Annotated in this window: 19 protein-coding genes and 4 pseudogenes; 12 read left to right on the forward strand and 11 right to left on the reverse strand. The window is 71.5% G+C overall.

Features of this window, described 5'->3' with window-relative positions; genetic code table 11:
* Positions 1-97: 97 nt before the first annotated feature.
* Entirely contained in the window at positions 98-517 is a 420-nt protein-coding gene (locus AQJ91_RS29200; protein ID WP_067027445.1) for a hypothetical protein, read from the reverse strand.
* A 38-nt stretch (positions 518-555) separates the two neighbouring features.
* Between AQJ91_RS29200 and groEL the strand changes: the two are divergent.
* A pseudogene (gene groEL / locus AQJ91_RS50170) lies at positions 556-782 on the forward strand (chaperonin GroEL); the annotation flags it as partial.
* A 254-nt stretch (positions 783-1036) separates the two neighbouring features.
* Here the strand turns inward: groEL and AQJ91_RS29210 are convergent.
* Complete coding sequence (locus AQJ91_RS29210; protein ID WP_067027449.1) at positions 1037-1456, reverse strand: CBS domain-containing protein; 420 nt, start codon at positions 1454-1456, stop codon at positions 1037-1039.
* Positions 1457-1684: 228 nt separating this feature from the next.
* On the opposite strand from AQJ91_RS29210, the gene AQJ91_RS29215 reads away from it, so the two are divergent.
* The 3 genes and pseudogenes from AQJ91_RS29215 to AQJ91_RS29225 all read left to right on the forward strand — a co-directional run.
* Positions 1685-1981, forward strand: coding sequence for a hypothetical protein (locus tag AQJ91_RS29215; RefSeq protein ID WP_067027451.1), 297 nt, complete (start codon positions 1685-1687; stop codon positions 1979-1981).
* 138 nt (positions 1982-2119) lie between these two features.
* Entirely contained in the window at positions 2120-2344 is a 225-nt protein-coding gene (locus tag AQJ91_RS56125) for a response regulator transcription factor (RefSeq protein WP_234383039.1), read from the forward strand.
* Positions 2345-2424: 80 nt separating this feature from the next.
* A pseudogene (locus AQJ91_RS29225) lies at positions 2425-3476 on the forward strand (RICIN domain-containing protein); the annotation flags it as partial.
* Here AQJ91_RS29225 and AQJ91_RS52495 read toward each other — a convergent pair.
* The 3 genes and pseudogenes from AQJ91_RS52495 to AQJ91_RS57470 form a co-directional block, all read right to left on the reverse strand.
* Positions 3467-3620: pseudogene (locus AQJ91_RS52495) on the reverse strand (alcohol dehydrogenase); the annotation flags it as partial. The pseudogenes AQJ91_RS29225 and AQJ91_RS52495 sit on opposite strands and share 10 nt — an antisense overlap.
* A gap of 95 nt (positions 3621-3715) precedes the next feature.
* Positions 3716-4360, reverse strand: a complete 645-nt coding sequence (locus tag AQJ91_RS29230) for a DNA alkylation repair protein (RefSeq protein ID WP_199848053.1) — start codon at positions 4358-4360, stop codon at positions 3716-3718.
* A 152-nt stretch (positions 4361-4512) separates the two neighbouring features.
* Positions 4513-4647 carry a hypothetical protein gene (locus AQJ91_RS57470; protein WP_267891244.1) on the reverse strand — a complete coding sequence of 45 codons (135 nt, stop codon included), beginning with the start codon at positions 4645-4647 and terminating at the stop codon, positions 4513-4515.
* Positions 4648-4977: 330 nt separating this feature from the next.
* On the opposite strand from AQJ91_RS57470, the gene dhaK reads away from it, so the two are divergent.
* Genes dhaK through AQJ91_RS29245 form a run of 3 tightly spaced genes read left to right on the forward strand, consistent with a single transcriptional unit; the run spans position 4978 to position 7029 of the window.
* Positions 4978-5970, forward strand: coding sequence for a dihydroxyacetone kinase subunit DhaK (gene dhaK / locus AQJ91_RS29235; protein ID WP_067027457.1), 993 nt, complete (start codon positions 4978-4980; stop codon positions 5968-5970).
* Positions 5971-6017: 47 nt separating this feature from the next.
* Positions 6018-6626, forward strand: a complete 609-nt coding sequence (gene dhaL / locus AQJ91_RS29240; protein ID WP_067027458.1) for a dihydroxyacetone kinase subunit DhaL — start codon at positions 6018-6020, stop codon at positions 6624-6626.
* Complete coding sequence (locus tag AQJ91_RS29245; protein ID WP_067027461.1) at positions 6619-7029, forward strand: PTS-dependent dihydroxyacetone kinase phosphotransferase subunit DhaM; 411 nt, start codon at positions 6619-6621, stop codon at positions 7027-7029. The genes dhaL and AQJ91_RS29245 overlap by 8 nt, the downstream gene beginning before the upstream one ends.
* A 10-nt stretch (positions 7030-7039) precedes the next feature.
* Here the strand turns inward: AQJ91_RS29245 and AQJ91_RS29250 are convergent, their stop codons facing one another.
* Positions 7040-7471, reverse strand: coding sequence for an acyl-CoA-like ligand-binding transcription factor (locus AQJ91_RS29250; RefSeq protein WP_407696940.1), 432 nt, complete (start codon positions 7469-7471; stop codon positions 7040-7042).
* Between AQJ91_RS29250 and AQJ91_RS29255 the strand changes: the two are divergent.
* Positions 7413-7817: pseudogene (locus tag AQJ91_RS29255) on the forward strand (SDR family NAD(P)-dependent oxidoreductase); the annotation flags it as partial. The gene AQJ91_RS29250 and the pseudogene AQJ91_RS29255 overlap by 59 nt on opposite strands.
* Positions 7818-7845: 28 nt before the next feature.
* Here the strand turns inward: AQJ91_RS29255 and AQJ91_RS56130 are convergent.
* Positions 7846-8535: a glycoside hydrolase family 75 protein gene (locus AQJ91_RS56130; protein ID WP_067027544.1), complete on the reverse strand. Its 690-nt coding sequence runs from the start codon at positions 8533-8535 to the stop codon at positions 7846-7848.
* A 643-nt stretch (positions 8536-9178) separates the two neighbouring features.
* Between AQJ91_RS56130 and AQJ91_RS29265 the strand changes: the two genes are divergently transcribed.
* The gene (locus AQJ91_RS29265; RefSeq protein ID WP_067027462.1) at positions 9179-10144 is read left to right on the forward strand and encodes a fibronectin type III domain-containing protein; all 966 of its coding nucleotides are present in this window, start codon (positions 9179-9181) and stop codon (positions 10142-10144) included.
* A 169-nt stretch (positions 10145-10313) separates the two neighbouring features.
* Positions 10314-10859 (forward strand): hypothetical protein, encoded by a 546-nt coding sequence (locus tag AQJ91_RS29270; protein ID WP_067027464.1) that lies wholly within the window; start codon positions 10314-10316, stop codon positions 10857-10859.
* Positions 10860-10871: 12 nt separating this feature from the next.
* Here AQJ91_RS29270 and AQJ91_RS29275 read toward each other — a convergent pair whose 3' ends face one another.
* Positions 10872-11423 (reverse strand): PadR family transcriptional regulator, encoded by a 552-nt coding sequence (locus AQJ91_RS29275; protein WP_067027466.1) that lies wholly within the window; start codon positions 11421-11423, stop codon positions 10872-10874.
* Between the two features lie 30 nt (positions 11424-11453).
* Positions 11454-13469 carry an NADPH-dependent 2,4-dienoyl-CoA reductase gene (locus AQJ91_RS29280; RefSeq protein WP_067027468.1) on the reverse strand — a complete coding sequence of 672 codons (2016 nt, stop codon included), beginning with the start codon at positions 13467-13469 and terminating at the stop codon, positions 11454-11456.
* 117 nt (positions 13470-13586) lie between these two features.
* On the opposite strand from AQJ91_RS29280, the gene AQJ91_RS29285 reads away from it, so the two are divergent.
* Positions 13587-14738, forward strand: coding sequence for a M20 family metallopeptidase (locus AQJ91_RS29285; protein ID WP_067027470.1), 1152 nt, complete (start codon positions 13587-13589; stop codon positions 14736-14738).
* Positions 14739-14741: 3 nt separating this feature from the next.
* On the opposite strand, the gene AQJ91_RS29290 is transcribed toward AQJ91_RS29285, so the two are convergent.
* Complete coding sequence (locus AQJ91_RS29290; protein ID WP_067027472.1) at positions 14742-15110, reverse strand: hypothetical protein; 369 nt, start codon at positions 15108-15110, stop codon at positions 14742-14744.
* A 78-nt stretch (positions 15111-15188) separates the two neighbouring features.
* Positions 15189-16061, reverse strand: a complete 873-nt coding sequence (locus tag AQJ91_RS29295) for a hypothetical protein (RefSeq protein WP_067027473.1) — start codon at positions 16059-16061, stop codon at positions 15189-15191.
* A gap of 264 nt (positions 16062-16325) precedes the next feature.
* Here AQJ91_RS29295 and AQJ91_RS29300 point away from each other — a divergent pair, with 264 nt between their 5' ends.
* A complete protein-coding gene (locus AQJ91_RS29300) occupies positions 16326-18404 on the forward strand; it encodes a SpoIIE family protein phosphatase (RefSeq protein ID WP_067027475.1) in 2079 nt (692 codons plus the stop codon).
* The last annotated feature ends 48 nt before the right edge of the window (positions 18405-18452 follow it).

Consider the following 18452-nt stretch of genomic DNA (forward strand, 5'->3'; position numbering starts at 1 on the left):
GCGGTCGGGAAGCGTCGTTCTGCTGTCGGCGGGTGCGATGACGCCAACAAGTCCTGGCCTGGCCGAGACTGGCGCGGGGTGCATCTCCGGCCTGTGCTCATTCCGATTCATCGGGCACCGGCAGGGGCTGCCGCCACGGCGTGGAGGCGTCGATTCTCGGCGCGACCCGGCGGAACAGCCCCGCTGCAGCCTCGGCTTCCACGTCGTCCCGCGCGGAGACGGCGAGAAGGCGGAAAGGGGTAGAGGACCAGAGTTCGATGCACACCACGGGTCTGCCGGGCCGTATGGCAGCGAAGTCCTTCCCGGCCTGATGGCGGCGGGTGCCGAGGCACAGGGCGCCGGGAACGCAGATGCCGCTCTCCTGGATTCCGCGCAGGGCACGCCACCAGTCGGGCTCGACGGTCACCCGGCGCACGGCCGCCAGTGGCACGCGCACGTCACCCCGGCGGGCGGCTGCCCTTTCCCACCACGCCAGGCGTATGACTACTTGATCATCCTCGGCGAGCATGTGCGCCATCGTTCAACACCTCCCCTTCATGCTCACTCCGGCTGCGCACGGACTCCGACTACGACCGCGAGAAGCCGCGGGAGCGCCTGGAAGGAACGCAAGCACTGCATCGAGGACGCCGTCCGCGACATCCGAAAGAGCCTTCGCCAAGCTGGACGCGGAGGACGAGGAGCGGACCGGCGTGGAGGTGGTGCGGCGCGCGCTGGCCGCCCCGCTCAAGCAGATCGCCGTCAATGCCGGCCTGGAGGGCGGTGTCGTGGTGGAGAAGGCCCGTACCGGGCCAGGATGCTGGTCAGCCTGTGATGTGGACGCGGCGTGGCTCCCGGACGAGGACTGCTGCACCCTGCTCCTGCCCCGCTCGGTGGCCGCCCGCAAGCCGGGGCAGCTCGCCCGGATCAAGCGGCAGCTGGACACCCACCGGATCCGCGGCTGCAGTGAGGTCGTTCGGGCAGTCTGTGGATTTCCCGCACGGTGGTCGACCTGGCGATGGATGGTCACCGTCGCCAGGCAACCGCACGCGAACCGTGTTCAGGCGGTGGCGTACACCCGCTCGGCGAATTCGGCGATCTGATGCTCGTTGAGATGCTGGGCGATGTCCCGCTCGCTGATCATGCCGACCAGCGTTTTGTTCTCGATCACCGGGAGGCGCTTGATCTGGTGCCGCTCCATCCTGTCGAGCACCTCGCTGACGTCGGCGTTGACGTCGATCCACTGCGGGGTGCCCTGGCACAGCTCCGTGCACTCGGTCTCGGAGGGGTTGCGCCCCTCCGCGACACACTTCACCACGATGTCGCGGTCGGTGATGATGCCGCACATCCTGCCGTCGTCCTCACAGACCGGCAGTGCGCCGACGCCCAGCCTGTTCATCATCTCGGCGGCGCGTGTGAGGGTTTCCGTCTTGTTGATGCACTCTGCGCCTCGGTGCATGATCTGCCCGGCAACCGGCATTGAGTCCTCCTGCCTGAGAAGCGTCTGACTACCCCCCTCGTCCTTGTACGACGCTTCCACGCTAAGCGCCGGCACTCCGCGGCCCCGTGTCGTGGTGCGCCGCTCGGGTGACGGCCCTTGCCCGGTATGGGCACCCGTCGATCACTACGCAGGCACAACTGGTGGGCTGCCTCTACGGTGGTCGCACAAGGGGCCCTGGCCGGGCCTGTGCTGCAAGGGAGGCCGCCCATGGAGGAACAGTTCGTCTGGGTCACGACCCGCCGCCTTCGGCCGGGCACCTTGGAGGACTTCGAGAGGGCGTGGCAACCGGACCCCTCCCCGCAGGGTCTGCGTCGCGCTTTCGCGTACTGGTCCGAGGACGGGCAGGAGATCACCGGGGTGTCCTTCTGGGACTCCAAGGAGGCATGCGACTCCTGGCGGACGTCCGAGCCGGAGGCGCAGCGGCGAGCGGCCATGGCCCCGTACGTCGTCGAAGAGCGGGAAGGCTTCTATCGCGGCCGCGAACTCGCCATCCCGCACCGGTAGTTGTGGGCGAGCAGGGTCTGGCTCCCGCCGCCGCTCGCCGCCGCGTCCGTGGCCTCCGGCGAACCGCTCCTCTCATCCGGGGCCACCCGCTCCCTCATCACCCATTTCCTCACCATTCGCACCTCTCGCGGCCGCCCCGTGCGGTCAGGACGCCTGGCCCATCTCACCGCCCGCGACCGCGAGGTCGTGGCCCTGGCCGCCGAGGGACAGTCCAACGACGAGATCGCGAGCGCGTGCCCATCGCTGACCGTACGCACCCACATCCAACGCGCCATGGCGAAACCGGAGGCCCACGACCGCGCCCAGCTCCTCGCCAGCGCCTACCAGACCGGCCTGATACAGCCTCCACCGCCCGCCCACTGAGCGGCCGGACCGCGTCTTCCCCGCGTCCGCGAGCGGGAACTCTGTGACTGGCGCTGGGAACCTTCGTCGCGGCATCCGCGATGCTGGCCATACCCGCCTCCGGTGCGCAGGCGTACAACCCGACGGGCGGGACCCTGTACCAGCTCGGAAGCGAACCGTGTTTGAAGGGGCGGGGCAACTGCGCGATCTACCCGAAGTCGGCTCAGCTGCCGAGCGGACGTCGGGTCGCGTCGTTCGAGAAGTCCACGGTGGTGCCGGAGACGGGCAGCGCCGACAGGCAGACGCTCCCCGTGTACAAGAGCGACGACCGCGGAACGACGTGGCAGCCGCTGTCGGAGGTCAAGGCTCCGGCGTACCTCTCCAGTGACGCGAAGTACACGAGCAACTGGACGAACCCGTACCTCTACACACTTCCGCAGGATGTCGGGGACCTGACGCAGGGCACGCTGCTCCTCGCGAGTGTCGTATCGGGCGACGACTACTACTACCGCGAGCACAAGGCGGCCGACCCGGACTGGACGCCGTCCAACGACGGGGACCGCAAGGACCTGGCGATCGCCCTGTACTCCAGCACCGACGACGGTGCGACGTGGAAGGTCGTCAACGTCGTCGCGACCGGCGGCTGGCAGGGCGGCAGCGCGGGCGCGACCGGGCAGAACATCGCGAACGCGAACACGAACAGGCAGGTCGATCCCCTCTGGGAGCCGTACCTGACGGTCTACAAGGGCAAGCTCGTCTGCTACTACTCCGACGAGAACGACTACCTCGGCTTCAACCCGGACACAGGCGTCCCGACACCGGACCCCGCGAACGACACCGCCAGGGATTCCCTCGGTCAGATCCTCGTCCACAAGACCTGGGACGGCCGCAGCGCGAACTGGAGCGATCCCGTCGTGGACCTCGCGGGACTGACCCAGGACATGGGCGGCGGCAAGAAGGAGATCGGCGGCGGCCGACCCGCATGACGAACGTCGTGCGGACGACGGACGGCAAGTGGATGCTCCCCTTCGAGTACTGGGGCGGCGGGGCCAACACCAGATACGTGATCGCCGACACTCCGTTGGAGTTCTACCGGGGCTCCGCCACGGGCACGGACGCCGCTTCCCTGCCGGTCGAGATGGGGCCGAGGCCGCCGAGACCGATGACGGCGACCTTCTTGCCGGGGCCCGCGCCGCAGCGGCGCAGCGGGGCGTACGTCGTGATGCCCGCGCACAGCAGCGGGGCCGCCTCGGACGACGAAGTCCTCGGTGACCACGACGTGGGTGGAGTAGCCGCCCTGGGGTGATCGTGCCTTCGCGGCAGGACTCGACGATGCAGCCGACCGACCCGGTCGCCGACGGCGAAATTGCCGACCTCCGAGCGCGAACCTTCCTACTTGTCGTGCTGTCGGCGCACCATCTCGGTGATCCAGATGGGCGCGTACGGAGACGTGCAGCCCGGGGACGTCGGGTAGTCCTTGAGCACCTCCAGGCGCTCACCGATGTCGAGTGCACGGGCGCGGTGCTCGGCGTGCTCGATCCCGATCTGAGCCAGGCAGTGGTTCATCGCCCACTGCAGGCGGTCCGGGGCGTCTTTCATCTCCGCCTCGACGACGTCGAGCAGTCCTGCGAGGTCGAGGCCCTCTGGCTTCTTCGTCACGCGTTCGGAGGTCAGCGCCCAGCCGGCACTCGCGACGACTGGATCCCGATCGGCGGACCAGGCCAGGCGCAGCTCTTCGGAGTGCGGGTTCTTCTTCACCACGTAGTTCACGAGCCAGTCGTGCACCTTGGGTGTGCGCGCCTCGCGCAACATGACGTCCAACTCGTCACGCTCGAACGCCTTCGGACGGCAGATCAGGATCGCCAGCAGTCTCGCCGCGGTATCATCCGTCGCCCAGAGCCGGCACGCGAGTTCCTGCTGCGTCTTCAGCCGCTTCGCGAGGGCGCGCAGCTGGCTGAGGTTCACACCGTGATCGTCACCGTGTCTCTCGTTCACCTCACGTGCCTTCGGGTCCTCGAGCTCGGCCAGCTCGGTCATCACCTCGGCGACCGTCGTCTCGGTCAGCGTCGTCTCGGCCACCTCAGCCTCCTGTCCATCACGTGTGAGATTCAGCCTACGAGGAAGTCGGCCTCCTGTCGTACACACCAGTTCGGCGGCAGCCGGCGGCACGAAATCCCGCGTCTTCACAGTCAGGCCTCGGCGTCCTCCTTGCTGATCTTGCCGTCGGCGAGGTGCTTGCCCAGCCCGAGGAACACGAAGTCCCAGCCGACCCCGACCGCCCCCGGCCCGAACGACCCCCAGAACTCCTCCGGCACCACGGCCACGTTGCGCGGCCCTCCGGACCGACGTCCAACTCGTCTCGGCTGATGCGACAGCGCAGCGGTGCGACCCGCACGCGCCCGTTGGCGTCCGCACACGTGACCCCGCGCCCGGTCAGCGTCGATACTTCCGAGAGCAGGCATCCGGAACCGTCAACCCGTACGTCAACCGCATCTGACACCCCGTCATCAAAGTCAGCACCGAGTCAGTATCAGCCCCGCCGGAGCCCGCTTCCGACCGCCGTGGACCGCCAAGATCGACAACTGACGTAACCCACTCTGACCCGCAAAGACACAGGCCAGAGGCTCGCCTGTTAATCTCCCCAGGAGGTACGCATGAGGATGCTCATCAACGTCCCGGAAACCGTGGTCAAGGACGCGCTGCGGGGTATGGCGGCCGCGCATCCCGAGTTGACCGTCGATGTCGAGAACCGGGTGATCGTACGGCGGGACGCCCCCGTGGACGGGAAGGTCGCCCTCGTCTCCGGCGGGGGTTCGGGGCACGAGCCGTTGCACGGTGGGTTCGTGGGGCCGGGGATGCTGTCGGCGGCCTGCCCGGGGGAGGTGTTCACGTCGCCGGTGCCCGACCAGATGGTGCGGGCCGCGGCCGCCGTGGACAGCGGGGCCGGCGTGCTGTTCATCGTGAAGAACTACACCGGTGACGTGCTCAACTTCGACATGGCCGCCGAACTCGCCGAGGACGAGGGCATCCAGGTCGCCAAGGTGCTGGTCAATGACGATGTGGCGGTCACCGACAGTCTGTACACGGCCGGGCGGCGCGGTACGGGCGCGACGCTGTTCGTCGAGAAGATCGCGGGCGCCGCGGCGGACGAGGGGCAGTCGCTGGAGCGGGTGGAGGCGATCGCGCGGCAGGTCAACGAGAACGCGCGCAGCTTCGGCGTCGCGCTCAGCGCGTGCACCACACCGGCCAAGGGCAGCCCGACCTTCGATCTGCCGTCCGGCGAGCTGGAGTTGGGCATCGGCATCCACGGCGAGCCGGGCCGGGAGCGGCGCCTGATGATGACCTCGGGCGAGATCGCCGACTTCGCGGTGCACGCGATCCTGGAGGACATGCCGCCGCGCAACCCGGTCCTGGTCCTGGTCAACGGCATGGGCGCGACCCCGCTGCTGGAGCTGTACGGCTTCAACGCCGAGGTCCAGCGGGTGCTCGCCGCGCGCGGTGTCGCCGTCGCCCGCACGCTCGTCGGCAACTACGTCACCTCCCTCGACATGGCCGGCGCCTCGGTCACCCTGTGCCAGATCGACGAGGAGCTGCTGCGACTGTGGGACGCGCCGGTGCGGACGCCGGGGCTGCGGTGGGGTATGTGATCCCACGGCACGGAGGTGTCAACGTACCTACCAGGCAAGGAGATCCAGTGCTCGACGCCGATTTCTTCCGCCGCTGGATGACGGCGACCGCCATGTCCGTGGACCGCGAGGCGGAACGGCTCACCGCCCTCGACTCGCCCATCGGGGACGCCGACCACGGCAGCAATCTGCAGCGCGGGTTCACGGCCGTGGCGGCGGCGCTGGAGAAGGAGGCGCCGGCGACGCCTGGCGCCGTCCTGATCCTCGCCGGGCGGCAGCTCATCTCCACGGTCGGCGGGGCCTCAGGGCCCCTGTACGGGACGCTGCTGCGGCGTACCGGCAAGGCTCTGGGAGACGACGGCGAGGTGAGCGAGGGGCAGCTCGCCGAGGCGCTGCGGGCCGGGGTGGACGCGGTGATGGCGCTCGGCGGTGCCGCGCCGGGCGACAAGACCATGATCGACGCGCTGGTGCCGGCCGTGGACGCGCTCGACGCCGGTTTCGGCGCCGCGCGGGCCGCCGCCGAGGAGGGGGCGCTGGCGACGACGCCGTTGCAGGCGCGCAAGGGGCGGGCCAGTTATCTCGGTGAGCGCAGCATCGGGCACCAGGATCCCGGTGCCACGTCGTCGGCGCTGCTCATCGCGGGGCTCTGTGAGGCCGAGGAGGCGGCCGGTGAGTGACGAGAAGCTGGTCGGGATCGTGCTCGTCTCGCACAGCGCGGAGGTCGCCGCGTCGGTGGCCGAGCTGGCGAAAGGGCTGGCGGGCGGCGGGACGGTGGTGCCCGTCGCCCCGGCGGGCGGCACCGAGGGCGGCGGGCTCGGCACCAGCGCGGAGCTGATCTCCGCGGCGGCCGCATCCGTGGACCGGGGTGCCGGGGTGGCCGTCCTCACCGACCTGGGCAGCGCGGTCCTCACCGTCAAGGCGCTGCTCGCGGAGGGCGACGAACTCCCGGACGGCACCCGCCTCGTGGACGCCCCGTTCGTCGAGGGCGCGGTGGCCGCGGTGGTCACCGCGGCGACGGGCGCCGACCTGGCGGCGGTGGAGGCGGCGGCCGTGGAGGCGTACACGTACCGGAAGGTGTGAGGCCCCGCCGCTACGTCAGTCCCTCCCGCACCACCGCAAGAGCCGTCCGCAGTATCGCCGCCAGCTCGGCCCGCGCCGTCGCCGGGTCGGTGGGCGTGCCGCCGGTGTGCCAGACGTGGTGTTCGACGGCCGCGCGCAGGGCCGCGTTGAACATCGCCGCCTGGACCACCGGGCGCAGGTCGTCCGCGGGCAGCCCGGCCCGGTCGGCGAGGGTGCGGGCGAACGCCGGCTCGGCCTCGTCGTACGTCTGGAGCCAGACGGCACGCAGGCCCGGCTCGGTGCGGGTCAGCCGCACCAGTCCCCCGAGCGTGGCGTGGTCGAGTGCGGCGGCGACGGGGCCGCGGGTCGCGAGCTCCCGGTCGAGGGTCTCCTCCAGAGGCTGCCCCTTCCTGCTCACCCGGGCGGTGCTGCCGCACATGCTGGAGTCGGGCCGGGGCGCCATCGTGAACACCGCCTCCGAGGCAGGCCTGCGCGGCAGCGCGGCGGGCGCCGCGTACACGGCCTCGAAGCACGGCGTGGTGGGTCTGACGAAGAACCTCGCGGTGATGTACCGCAAGCAGGGCATCCGCGCGAACGCCATCGCCTCGGGCGGCACGCAGACCGGCATCGTCTTGGACGCCGACCAGGCGGCGCACGGCCCGGCGGCGCACGGCCCGCACTTCGTCAACCTCGGCAGGATCGCCCACCCCGAGGAGCAGGCCGCGGCCATCGTGTTCCTGGCCTCGGACGCGGCGAGCAACATCAACGGCGTGGTGCTGCCGGTCGACGACGGCTGGTCCGCTGTCTGACAGCCCGTCAGCCGCCCCGAGGCCCGGACTACCTCCCCCGCACGAACTGCCGCGCCAGCCGCTCCCCGGCCAGCACGGCGGCCGCATGGTTCTCGATCGGCTTCACCGGCGTGTCCTTGAAGACGATGTAGGTGACACCGGAGGGCGTGCCGCCGCCGCGCGGGTCGGGGCGGATACCGAGGGCCGCGGCGGTGGCGTAAGAGGCCTCGCCGATGATGTCGCGCGGGCCGACGTCACCGACGACGGCGTACTGCACGCGGTCCCGGTACACGACGGCCGCGACCGAGCCGCCGCGGACGCCGTGGTCGCGGTAGTTCGAGATGCGACTGGGGGCGGGCACCACGATGTACGGCAGGTGTCCGGCGTCCAGGGGGCGGCCGTCGGACTGCTGGAAGGCCGTGGCGGCGGAGAACGACGGGTCGGTGCGGCGGTTGCAGCGGCGGCTGGGCCGGCCGTCGCAGTCGATGTCCATGTCGGCCTTCCAGTGGACGGCGCCCCGCATACCGCAGATCGGGATCCTGGCGGGCGTTCCGGCGTCGCTGCGGTAGCGCCCGCGCGAGACGGGGGCGCAGTCCCGCACCTTGGCGAGCAGCTCGGCCGCGCGGACGTCGCCCTCCTGCCGCGTCACCGGCTCCCCCTGCGTGACGGGCACGACGTCGGGCAGCGTCGTCGGGACGAGCAGGTCGGCCGCGCGGACGTCGCCCTCCTGCCGTCTCACCGGCTCCCCCTGCGTGACGGGCACGACGTCGGGCAGCGTCGTCGGGACGAGCAGGTCGGCCGCGCGGACGTCGCCCTCCTGCCGTCTCACCGGCTCCCCCTGCGTGACGGGCACGGCGTCGGGCAACGTCGTCGGGACGAGCAGGTCGGCCGCGCGGACGTCGCCCTCCTGCCGTCTCACCGGCTCCCCCTGCGTGACGGGCACGACGTCGGGCAACGTCGTCGGGACGAGCAGGGCGGCGCCTGCCACGGCCGGCGTCAGCGACTGGACACGCACGATATGGGACCCTCTCCTGGGGGACACTGACGGCACTCAGCCCACCCTGGCGCCGTTGCGCTCCCGCGGCCACCGTTGGGGGGCCGGACGGTGCACGCCCCGGACTTCCGGCAGGGACCGGGGGCCTGAGCGCGCATGCGGCTCCGGCCCTCCGGCCACCCGCGTCGGGCGCGGGTTCAGCGACGACAGCGGCCCGCGCCACCGGCATGAACTCCCCAGCCCTCCGGGAGAGTTCAGCCGTGAGAGACCTCAGCATACGTAACTCCCCTGAGACGGCCGGCAGCAACGGCCCTCTTGATGTGAGCACGCGGCGGCGCCATATTGGTCCGGACCATTGCCGTCGGGCTGCCCCCGGGGAGGCACAGTCGTGCGTCGCGTTCCCTTGCTCTGCGCACCGCTGCTCGTGCTGCTCTCGTCCTGCGCCTGGAACGGCACGGACGACGACGGGAGGCTGCCCTCGGCTCCGACAGGTGTCACGGCCGCGGCGGGCAGCGCGACCAGCGTGCACGTCATGTGGAACGCGGTCTCGGCGGAGCCGGACGTCAGCGGCTACGAGGTATATCGCGGCACCACGAAGGTGAGGGAAGTGCCGGGTTCCGAGCACATGGTGGATGTCCCCAGGCTCCGGCCGGCCACCGGGTACGTGTTCACCGTGCGGGCCCGGGACGCCGACGGACGTCTCGGCCCGCCCAGCGGGGAGGTCCGCGCGACGACTCCGGCGGCCGGCGCGGCGGACCGCTGGGCACCGAGCCGGCCGGGGCGGCTCGAGGGCCGGGCCGTCGGCAGCCGGGCGGTCCGGCTGTCCTGGTCCGCCGCCACGGACGACCGGGGCGTGGTGTCGTACGACATCCACCAGGACGGCACGAAGATCCACAGTGTGGGCGGGGGTCAGACGGCGACCGTGGTCACGGGGCTCCGGCCAGGTACCCGCTACTCCTTCACCGTCCGGGCCCGGGACGCGGCCGACCACCTCTCCCCCGCCGGCCCGGTCGTCCGCCTCACCACACCGGGCACCGACGACGGCCGCGGCACCGCACCGACCGGCTTCCGGGCGACGATCCACCGCGCCGACGGGGCGTACCACCTCGACCTGAGCTGGGTGCCGCCGCGTGCGGACGGTGTGGTCACGGAGTACCAGGTCCGGCTGGACGGCCGTACGGCCACCTCGCTGGTGTACGGCGGGGACGCGCCGCGCGACCGGGCGACGTACAGCTTCTATCTGGGCCCGGAGGACGGCGTGCGCCATCGGGTGCGGATCCGGGCCAGGATGCCGGACGGTACCTGGGGCGGCTACTCGGCGGAGCGGACGGTGACGACGGGCGCGCGGGGCTGATGCCGTGCCGGGTGTCCCCCGGACGGTGCAATCCGTCACCTGCCCGGGGGCGGTCCGCATGCGGTCGGCGCCGGGGGGACGTTGGCTGCCCCTGTGGCAGCACGGACGTTCCCCGACCTCGGCGGCGCAAGGGATGTACCGCCAACCGTGCCGCCGGAGGGCAGTCCATATGCGCAAGTCTCAGCCACTCCTCCGCTCCGGCCTGGCCGTGGCAGCCGCCGCCGCGCTGCCGCTCGCCCTGGCCGCCGTACCGGCCGCCGCGGGGCCGGGGATCTCCGTGAGCACCTCCGGGTCCACGGTCTCCGTCACGACCACGGTGTGCTCCCAGACCAGCTCCGACGGCAGCTGGGGCACCGCCTCGCTGCTCAACCGCAGCCAGGCGACCTTCGCCCAGGGACGCCAGGTGGCGCTGTCGGGGACGACCTCCCTGCAGTCCGCGGCCTGGCAGAACGTGAGCCCCGGGACGTACACCGTCGTCGTCCGGTGCGCCTTCAACGACAGCACCGCGGGCACCCAGTCGGTCATCGTGTCCGCCGCCTCCACGCCCACGATCTCCGCCACGGCCTCGCCGTCCCGCGGTGTCATGGGCGGCCTGGGCGGTGCCACCCGGGACTACGGCACGCTCACGCTGGCGGCGGGCGGTGTCCTGGTGGGCACGGGTGCGCTGGCCACGGCCTGGTTCCTGCGCCGCCGTTCGCGGCCGTACCGGCTGTGAGGCCGGCCGTACTCATGCCGGGTCGCGGTCCGGCAGTTCCGTGAACTCCTCCAGCGCGTGGGTGAGCCACTGCGTCCAGAAGGTCTCCAGGTCGATGCCCGCCCGCAGCACGAGGTGGCGCAGCCGGTCCTGGGGGCCGCCCTTGCCGGGTGGGAAGTCGCGCTGCTCGATCTCCTCGTACTCGGCCAGCTGCCGCCGGTGCAGTGCGAGATGGTGTCGCAGGTCCGCCTCGATGCCCTCGGTGCCCACCACGGCGGCCGCCCGCAGGCGCAGCAGCAGGGTGTCGCGGTGCGGCTTCGGGTCCTGGGACGCGGCGGTCCAGCGGGCGAGTTCGGCGCGGCCCGCGGGCAGGACCTCGTAGCTCTTCTTCTGCCCTCGGGTCGGCTGCTCCGACGGCAGCGCGCGGATATGGCCCTCGGCCTCCAGTTTTCCCAGCTCGCGATAGATCTGCTGATGCGTCGCCGACCAGAAGTAACCGATCGACTTGTCGAACCGGCGGGTCAGCTCCAGCCCCGAAGAAGGCCTTTCGAGCAGGGCGGTGAGGATCGCGTGCGGGAGTGACATGGGGTCATCCTAGGGACGGCCGCCGTGCCCCTACAGCGCCGCCGCCAGCTCGGTGCCCTGCTTAACGGCCCGCTTGGCGTCCAGTTCGGCGGCCACGTCGGCACCGCCGATGAGGTGCACGCCACGGCCGGCGGCGAGCAGTTCCTCGTACAGGTCGCGACGCGGGTCCTGCCCCGTGCACAGCACGATCGTGTCGACCTCGAGGACCGTGCTCTCCTCGCCGACCGTGACGTGCAGTCCGGCGTCGTCGATCCGGTCGTAGCGCACGCCCGGGAGCATGGTGACGCCGCGGTGCTTGAGCTCGGTGCGGTGGATCCAGCCGGTGGTCTTCCCGAGGCCCGCGCCGACCTTGCTGGTCTTGCGCTGGAGCAGGTGGACGGTGCGCGGCGGGGCCGGGCGTTCGGGGGCGCCGAGGCCGCCGGGTGCCGTGTAGTCCATGTCGACACCCCAATGGCGGAAGTACGTCGCCGGGTCCTCGCTCGCCTTGTCGCCGCCGTCGGTGAGGAACTCGGCGACGTCGAAGCCGATGCCGCCCGCGCCGAGGATCGCGACCCGGTCGCCGACGGGGGCGCCGTCGCGCAGAACGTCGAGGTAACCGACGACGCTCGGGTGGTCGACGCCGGGGATGTCGGGGGTGCGCGGGGTGACGCCGGTGGCGACCACCACCTCGTCGTAGCCCTCCAAGTCTCCTGCCGTCACAGGTGTGTTGAGGCGTACGTCCACGCCGTGCGCGTCGAGCTGGTGGCGGAAGTAGCGCAGCGTCTCGTCGAACTCCTGCTTGCCGGGGACCTTGCGGGCGACGTTCAGCTGGCCGCCGATCCGGCTCGCGGCGTCGAAGAGCGTGACCTCATGGCCGCGTTCGGCGGCCGAGACGGCACAGGCGAGTCCGGCGGGACCCGCCCCCACGACGGCGATCCGTTTGCGCAGCCGGGTCGGGGACAGCACCAGCTCGGTCTCGTGGCAGGCGCGCGGATTGACCAGGCAGGAGGTGATCTTGCCGCTGAAGGTGTGGTCGAGGCAGGCCTGGTTGCAGCCGATGCAGGTGTTGATGGCCTCGGGCCGGCCGGCGGCGGCCTTGGCGACGAAGTCGGGGTCGGCGAGCATCGGACGGGCCATCGAGACCATGTCCGCGCAGCCGTCGGCGAGCAACTCCTCCGCGAGTTCCGGGGTGTTGATGCGGTTGGTGGTGACGAGCGGGATCGACACCTCGCCCATGAGCTTCTTGGTGACCCAGGTGTAGGCGCCGCGCGGCACCGAGGTGGCGATGGTCGGGATGCGGGCCTCGTGCCAGCCGATGCCGGTGTTGATGATCGTCGCGCCGGCGGCCTCGACGGCCCTGGCGAGCGTGACCACCTCGGCGAGCGAGGAGCCGCCGGGGACCAGGTCCAGCATGGACAGCCGGTAGATGATGATGAAGTCCTCACCGACGGCCTCCCGCACCCGCCGGACGATCTCCACCGGGAAGCGCATCCGGTTCTCGTACGAGCCGCCCCAGCGATCGGTGCGGTGGTTGGTCTGCGCGGCGATGAACTCGTTGATGAGGTAGCCCTCGGAGCCCATGATCTCGACGCCGTCGTAGCCGGCCTGCCGGGCGAGGCGGGCGGCGCGGGCGTAGTCGTCGATGGTCTGCTCGACCTCGGCGTCGGTGAGCTCGCGCGGCGGGAAGGGGCTGATCGGCGCCTGAACCGGGCTCGGGGCGACGAGGTCCTGGTGGTAGGCGTACCGGCCGAAGTGCAGGATCTGCATGGCGATCCGGCCGCCTTCGCGGTGCACGGCCCCGGTGATGGCCCGGTGCTGTTCGGCCTCCGCGTCGGTGGTGAGCTTGGCGCCGCCCTCGTACGGCCGGCCCGCGTCGTTGGGTGCGATGCCGCCGGTGACGATCAGGCCCACTCCGCCGCGGGCACGTTCCGCGTAGAAGGCCGCCATGCGCTCGAAGCCACGCTCGGCCTCCTCCAGGCCGACGTGCATGGAGCCCATCAGGACGCGGTTGGGCAGCGTGGTGAAGCCCAGGTCGAGCGGGCTCAGCAGGTGTGGGTAACGGCTCATCGGGCCCCTCCGTCGCGGTGTCGTGCCCTTCTGTTGTAGAGGACCGGGAACGGTTTATGCAACTAGTTGCACAACCAGGGGAGGGTGACACGGACCACCGTCGGGCACAGTGGCCCCATGACTGGAGAGATCGTCGAACTCGCTCGGGAACTGATCCGCCGCCCGAGCCGCGGCGGGATCGACGACTACGGTCCCGCCCTGGCCGTCGTGGCGGACTGGCTCGCCGCGCGGGGCCTGCCGCAGCGCCGCCTGTACGACGGCACGGGCGGGCTGGTCGGGCTGCTGGTGGAGATCGCGGGCGGACGGCCCGGGCCGTGGTGGGCGCTGGACGCCTGCGTGGACACGGCCCCTTACGGCGACGAGGACGCGTGGTCGTTCGCGCCGGACTGCGGAGACGTCGTCGACGGCTGGCTGCGGGGCAGGGGCTCCGCCGATTCCAAGCTGGCCGCGGCGATGTTCTGCGGCATCGCGGCCGAGCTGCACAGCCGCGCCGGCGAACTGCGCGGCGGGCTCGCCGTACTGCTGGACGCCGACGAGCACACCGGCGGCTTCGGCGGTGCCCGCGCCTACCTCACCGACCCGGACGCGGTGCGCCCGGCCGGGGTGATGATCGGCTACCCGGGGCTCGACGAGGTCGTGGTCGGCGGGCGGGGGCTGTGGCGGGCCACGATCACGGTGCACGCGGCCTCCGGCCACTCCGGGTCGCGTCGTGCGACGCCGGGTGCGGTGTCCCGTGCGGCACAGCTCGTACGGCTCCTCGAAGAGGCCGAACTCCCGGGCACCGACGGGGAGTTCCCGTTGCCGCCGAAGCTGACGGTGACCTCCTGCCACGGCGGTCAGGGCTTCTCGGTGGCGCCCGGCCGGTGCGAGGTGGGCGTCGACATCCGCACGACGCCGGGCTTCGACGCCGTATCCGCCGAGCGCCTGATCCGTGCGGCGGTGGCCGCGCTCGACGACCGGGTGCCCGCCCCACGGCCGACCGGGATCACGCCGGTGTCCGCCTGGCCGCCGTACCGACTGGGCGAGGAGCAGCAGCCCGCCGCCGCGCTCCTGGACGCCGCCCGCCAGGAAGGGCTGACGGTGCGGGCGAAGACCGCGGGACCGTCGAACATCGGCAACCTGCTCGCCGGCGAGGGCATCCCGGCGACGGCCGGATTCGGGGTGCGGTACGAGGGGCTGCACGGCCTGGACGAACGAGCCCACCTCGCCGATCTGCCTGCCGTCCACACCGTCTACCGGCGCGCCGCACTCAGCCTCCTGGACGCCTGAGACTCACCGGCTCTCCAGCACCACATGCAGCTCGCGTTCCTGGTCGCCCGAGGCCGAGGAGAGGTCGCGCACCGCGAACAGGGAGTTCAGCGTCGTACGGAGCCGTTCGACGGCCCAGTAGCCGCCCTGCGCGTCGGCCTCGACGGACGACGAGAGCCGGGCGGGCGGCGGGCACGTGTGCGCGTCCGTCACCTCGAACGTGCCGAGCCACACCATGGGGCGCGTCTCGTGGAGCTGCTGCGGCACGTCCTCCCTGCTCCGGTCGGACTCGAAGCACGTGCACAGCGCGTCGAACACGATCCGGGCGTCCTCCTTGCTGCATCCGCTGATCTCGACGGATACGGACTCGTCGTGCGGTCGTTCACGGTCCATCGTGATCGCTCCTCTCGTGGCCACGGCACCACCTTCCAGGAGAGCACTCCCGGCGCCGTCACACCATCCGCGCGGGCCTCAGCTCCTTGTGAAGCGGTACGTCTTGGAGTCCGTGAGCACACAGAAGCCCGGCGACACGACGATCACACGCAGGGTGCCCGTACGACGGTCGTAGTCGATGCCCTCCGTCTCGAACTCGCCCGAGCAGGAGCTGCGCAGCGGCAGCTGGCGGAGTGCCGTGACATGGCCGGTGACGTCGGAGGTGCCCGGCTCGGCGGAGAGGTCGATCTGGAGCAGCGGCTTGGTGACGCCGAAGAGGGTGCCCGCCGGATCGTCGGAGGAGCACAGCAGGGTCGTGGCGGTGAGGAAGTCGCAGCCCTGTACGTCGCGTACGGCGTGGTCGAGCCGGATGCTGGACGTCCACGGGAGGTTCGCCGACGGTGACGTGCCGGGGTTGACGCCCGGGGTCGGGTGGACCAGCAGCCGGGTCATGGTGCCCCACTCACCCGACACCATCCACTGGCCGCCGGGCGAGATGGCGACGAAGGAGTTGTTCAGCGCCTCTCCGGAACCCAGCGTGTGCACGTACTCGGACCAGGTCCCGTCCGGCGCCTGCACCCGGAACATCTTCGAGCCGCCGTCGTCCCGCTGGTACGGCTCGATGTAGTAGCCGGTGTAGGAGGCGTCGGGGTCACCGACATGGTTCCAGCCGCGGCTGGAGACGCCGGCCGGGATGGTGCCGATGCCGGTGTAGCGGTTGGGGCTGTTCGCCGGGACCTCCACCGAGGCCAGGCCCTGGCTCTCGGTCAGCGGGTCGGCGCGGTCGGAGCCCACCTCGGTCCAGGTGTCGGCCGCGTGCGCGGGCACCGCGGTGGACAGGACCGCGGCGGAGGTGAGGGCGACGAGTCCGGTCAGGACGGCGTGACAACGTTGCCGGGCGCGCAGGGCCATGGGGGCGACTCCTCGGTGGGGATGTGGTCGGCGGACAGTTTGACGGCTCGGGATGGTCATGTACAGGCCAATTCGCAGAACGGCCGATGTCTGGTACGCCACAGTCGCGTGCCGTCGTAACGGCTTCGCCGGACGGGCGTCACCGTGTTGAGGGATGGTGGAGGTGGGCGACCCAGAGGTCGCAGGGACGGTTGGGCGCGGTAGAACAAGGGGAGTCGGCACGGGGGACGGCGTGCCGCGTCAAAGATGAAGGCGGTGCGTGGGATGACTGCAGGCGGATATCCCGTGACCGAGGGCGACGAACCGGCACATGGGCCGGTACGGCCGAGCGGCTTGCTCGACGTGCTCGGCGTGGCCTCGGTGGTGCTGGACGCCACGGGCCGCATCGTGCTGTGGAGTCCCCAGGCCGAGGAGTTGTTCGGTTACTCGGCGCAGGAGGCGCTGGGGCAGTACGCCGCGCACGTCATGGTCCACGAGCAGCACGCCGACCTGGCCGTCAAGCTGTTCGCCGACGTCATGGAGACCGGTGAGGCGTGGGCCGGGGCCTTTCCTATCCGGCACAAGGACGGCACCACGCGTCTGGTGGAGTTCCGCAACATGCGGTTGCTGGACGACCGGGGTGACGTGTACGCCCTGGGGCTCGCGGCGGATCAGCCGACCCTGCGCCGGCTGGAGCGGGACGTGGCGCTGTCGACGCGGATGATCTCGCAGTCCCCCATCGGGCTGGCCTTCCTCGACACCGACCTGCGATACGTCTCGGTCAACCCGGCACTGGAGCGGCTCAACGGCATACCGGCCGAGCAGCACATAGGCCGCTCGGCGCGCGATCTCCTGCCGGATGTCGATGTCGACGCCGTCGAGGCCGTGGCACGCAAGGTGCTGGAGACCGGCCGTCCGCTCGTCGACCAGCGCGTCGTCGGCCGGACCCCGGCCGATCCCGACGAGGATCACGCCTGGTCGATCTCGCTCTACCGGCTGGAGGACTCGCTCGGGAACGTACTGGGCATGGCCGGATCCGTCCTGGACGTCACCGAGCAGTACCGGGCCGAGACGGAGGCCGAGGCCGCGCGCCGCCGGCTGGCCCTCATCGCCGACGCCTCCGCCCGTATCGGCACCACGCTGGAACTGGACCGCACGGCACGCGAGCTGGCCGACGTCACCGTGCCGGAACTCGCCGACATCGCCGCCGTGGATCTGCTCGAGGCCGTGGTCGAGGGCAGGCGCAGCAGCCTCGGCCCCTCCGAACCGGCGGTGATCCGCGCCCTGGCCGTACAGGCGGAGCACGCCACGGAGGCGCTCGACGCGGCCGACCCGCCCGGGCAGGTCGCCCGGTACGCGCCCGACCGCCTGGTCACCGAGTGTGTCCGCACGGGCCGGCCCGTCATGGTGCCGCAGGTCAAGGGCGAGGACCTGTGCCACATCGCCCGCTCCCCCGAGGCGGTGGGGCAGCTGGAGCGCGCGGGCGTCCACTCCTATCTGGCGGTGCCGCTGATCGCGCGCGGCGAGGTGCTCGGCGCCCTCGACCTCAAGCGCACCCGCAATCCGCTGCCGTTCGGCGAGGACGACCTGCTGCTCGCCAGGGAGCTGGCGTCCCGCGCGGCCGTCCAGATCGACAACGCGCGCTGGTACCAGAACGCCCGCGACACCGCCCTCACCCTGCAGCGCAGCCTGCTGCCCAGCCATCCGCCGGTGACGGGCGGTCTGGAGGTCGCCTCCCGCTACCAGCCCGCCGGGGCCACCGCCGAGGTCGGCGGCGACTGGTTCGACGTGATCCCGCTGGAGGACGGCAAGACCGCGCTCGTCGTGGGCGACGTGATGGGCAGCGGCGTCAACGCCGCCGCGACGATGGGCCGCCTGCGCACCGCGACGACCACGCTGGCCTCCCTCGACGTCGATCCGGCCCGGCTCCTCGAGCACCTGGACAAGATCACCGAGGGTCTCGACGAAGCCATTGCCACCTGCGTGTACGCCGTCCACGACCCGCGGCTGCGGCAGTGCCGGATCGCCAACGCCGGGCATCTGCCGCCCGCCAGCCTCCGCGCCGGCCACGCCCCGGAACTCCTCGAACTGCCCACGGGGGTACCGCTGGGCGTGGGCGGCGTCGCCTTCTCCACGACCACGGTCGACCTCGCCCCCGGCGACCGGCTGGTGTTCTACACCGACGGCCTGGTCGAAACCCGGCAGCATCCGCTGGACGAGCGCCTCGACGCGCTCCTCGATCTCCTCGACGGTCCCGACCGCCCGCTGGAGGAGACGTGCGACCTGCTCCTGCGGACACTGCACCAGCCCGACAACTCCGACGACGTGGCGCTGCTCATCGCCCGGGTGCTGACGCCGGGTTGAGCGGCGGGGCGTACGCCCCTTTTTCACAGGAACTGATTACTTCCTCCT

Origin of the sequence: Streptomyces dysideae (assembly GCF_001514305.1) — a bacterium.
Taxonomy (GTDB): domain Bacteria; phylum Actinomycetota; class Actinomycetes; order Streptomycetales; family Streptomycetaceae; genus Streptomyces; species Streptomyces dysideae.

Excerpts from the sequence above, each read along its gene's own strand:
- AQJ91_RS29200 (WP_067027445.1), bottom strand. The coding sequence starts at position 517 with ATGGCGCACATGCTCGCCGAGGATGATCAAGTAGTCATACGCCTGGCG.
- AQJ91_RS29210 (WP_067027449.1), bottom strand. The coding sequence starts at position 1,456 with ATGCCGGTTGCCGGGCAGATCATGCACCGAGGCGCAGAGTGCATCAAC.
- AQJ91_RS29215 (WP_067027451.1), top strand. The coding sequence starts at position 1,685 with ATGGAGGAACAGTTCGTCTGGGTCACGACCCGCCGCCTTCGGCCGGGC.
- AQJ91_RS29230 (WP_199848053.1), bottom strand. The coding sequence starts at position 4,360 with ATGACCGAGCTGGCCGAGCTCGAGGACCCGAAGGCACGTGAGGTGAAC.
- dhaK (WP_067027457.1), top strand. The coding sequence starts at position 4,978 with ATGAGGATGCTCATCAACGTCCCGGAAACCGTGGTCAAGGACGCGCTG.
- AQJ91_RS29250 (WP_407696940.1), bottom strand. The coding sequence starts at position 7,471 with ATGGCGCCCCGGCCCGACTCCAGCATGTGCGGCAGCACCGCCCGGGTG.
- AQJ91_RS29270 (WP_067027464.1), top strand. The coding sequence starts at position 10,314 with ATGCGCAAGTCTCAGCCACTCCTCCGCTCCGGCCTGGCCGTGGCAGCC.
- AQJ91_RS29275 (WP_067027466.1), bottom strand. The coding sequence starts at position 11,423 with ATGTCACTCCCGCACGCGATCCTCACCGCCCTGCTCGAAAGGCCTTCT.
- AQJ91_RS29280 (WP_067027468.1), bottom strand. The coding sequence starts at position 13,469 with ATGAGCCGTTACCCACACCTGCTGAGCCCGCTCGACCTGGGCTTCACC.
- AQJ91_RS29285 (WP_067027470.1), top strand. The coding sequence starts at position 13,587 with ATGACTGGAGAGATCGTCGAACTCGCTCGGGAACTGATCCGCCGCCCG.
- AQJ91_RS29290 (WP_067027472.1), bottom strand. The coding sequence starts at position 15,110 with ATGGACCGTGAACGACCGCACGACGAGTCCGTATCCGTCGAGATCAGC.
- AQJ91_RS29295 (WP_067027473.1), bottom strand. The coding sequence starts at position 16,061 with ATGGCCCTGCGCGCCCGGCAACGTTGTCACGCCGTCCTGACCGGACTC.
- AQJ91_RS29300 (WP_067027475.1), top strand. The coding sequence starts at position 16,326 with ATGACTGCAGGCGGATATCCCGTGACCGAGGGCGACGAACCGGCACAT.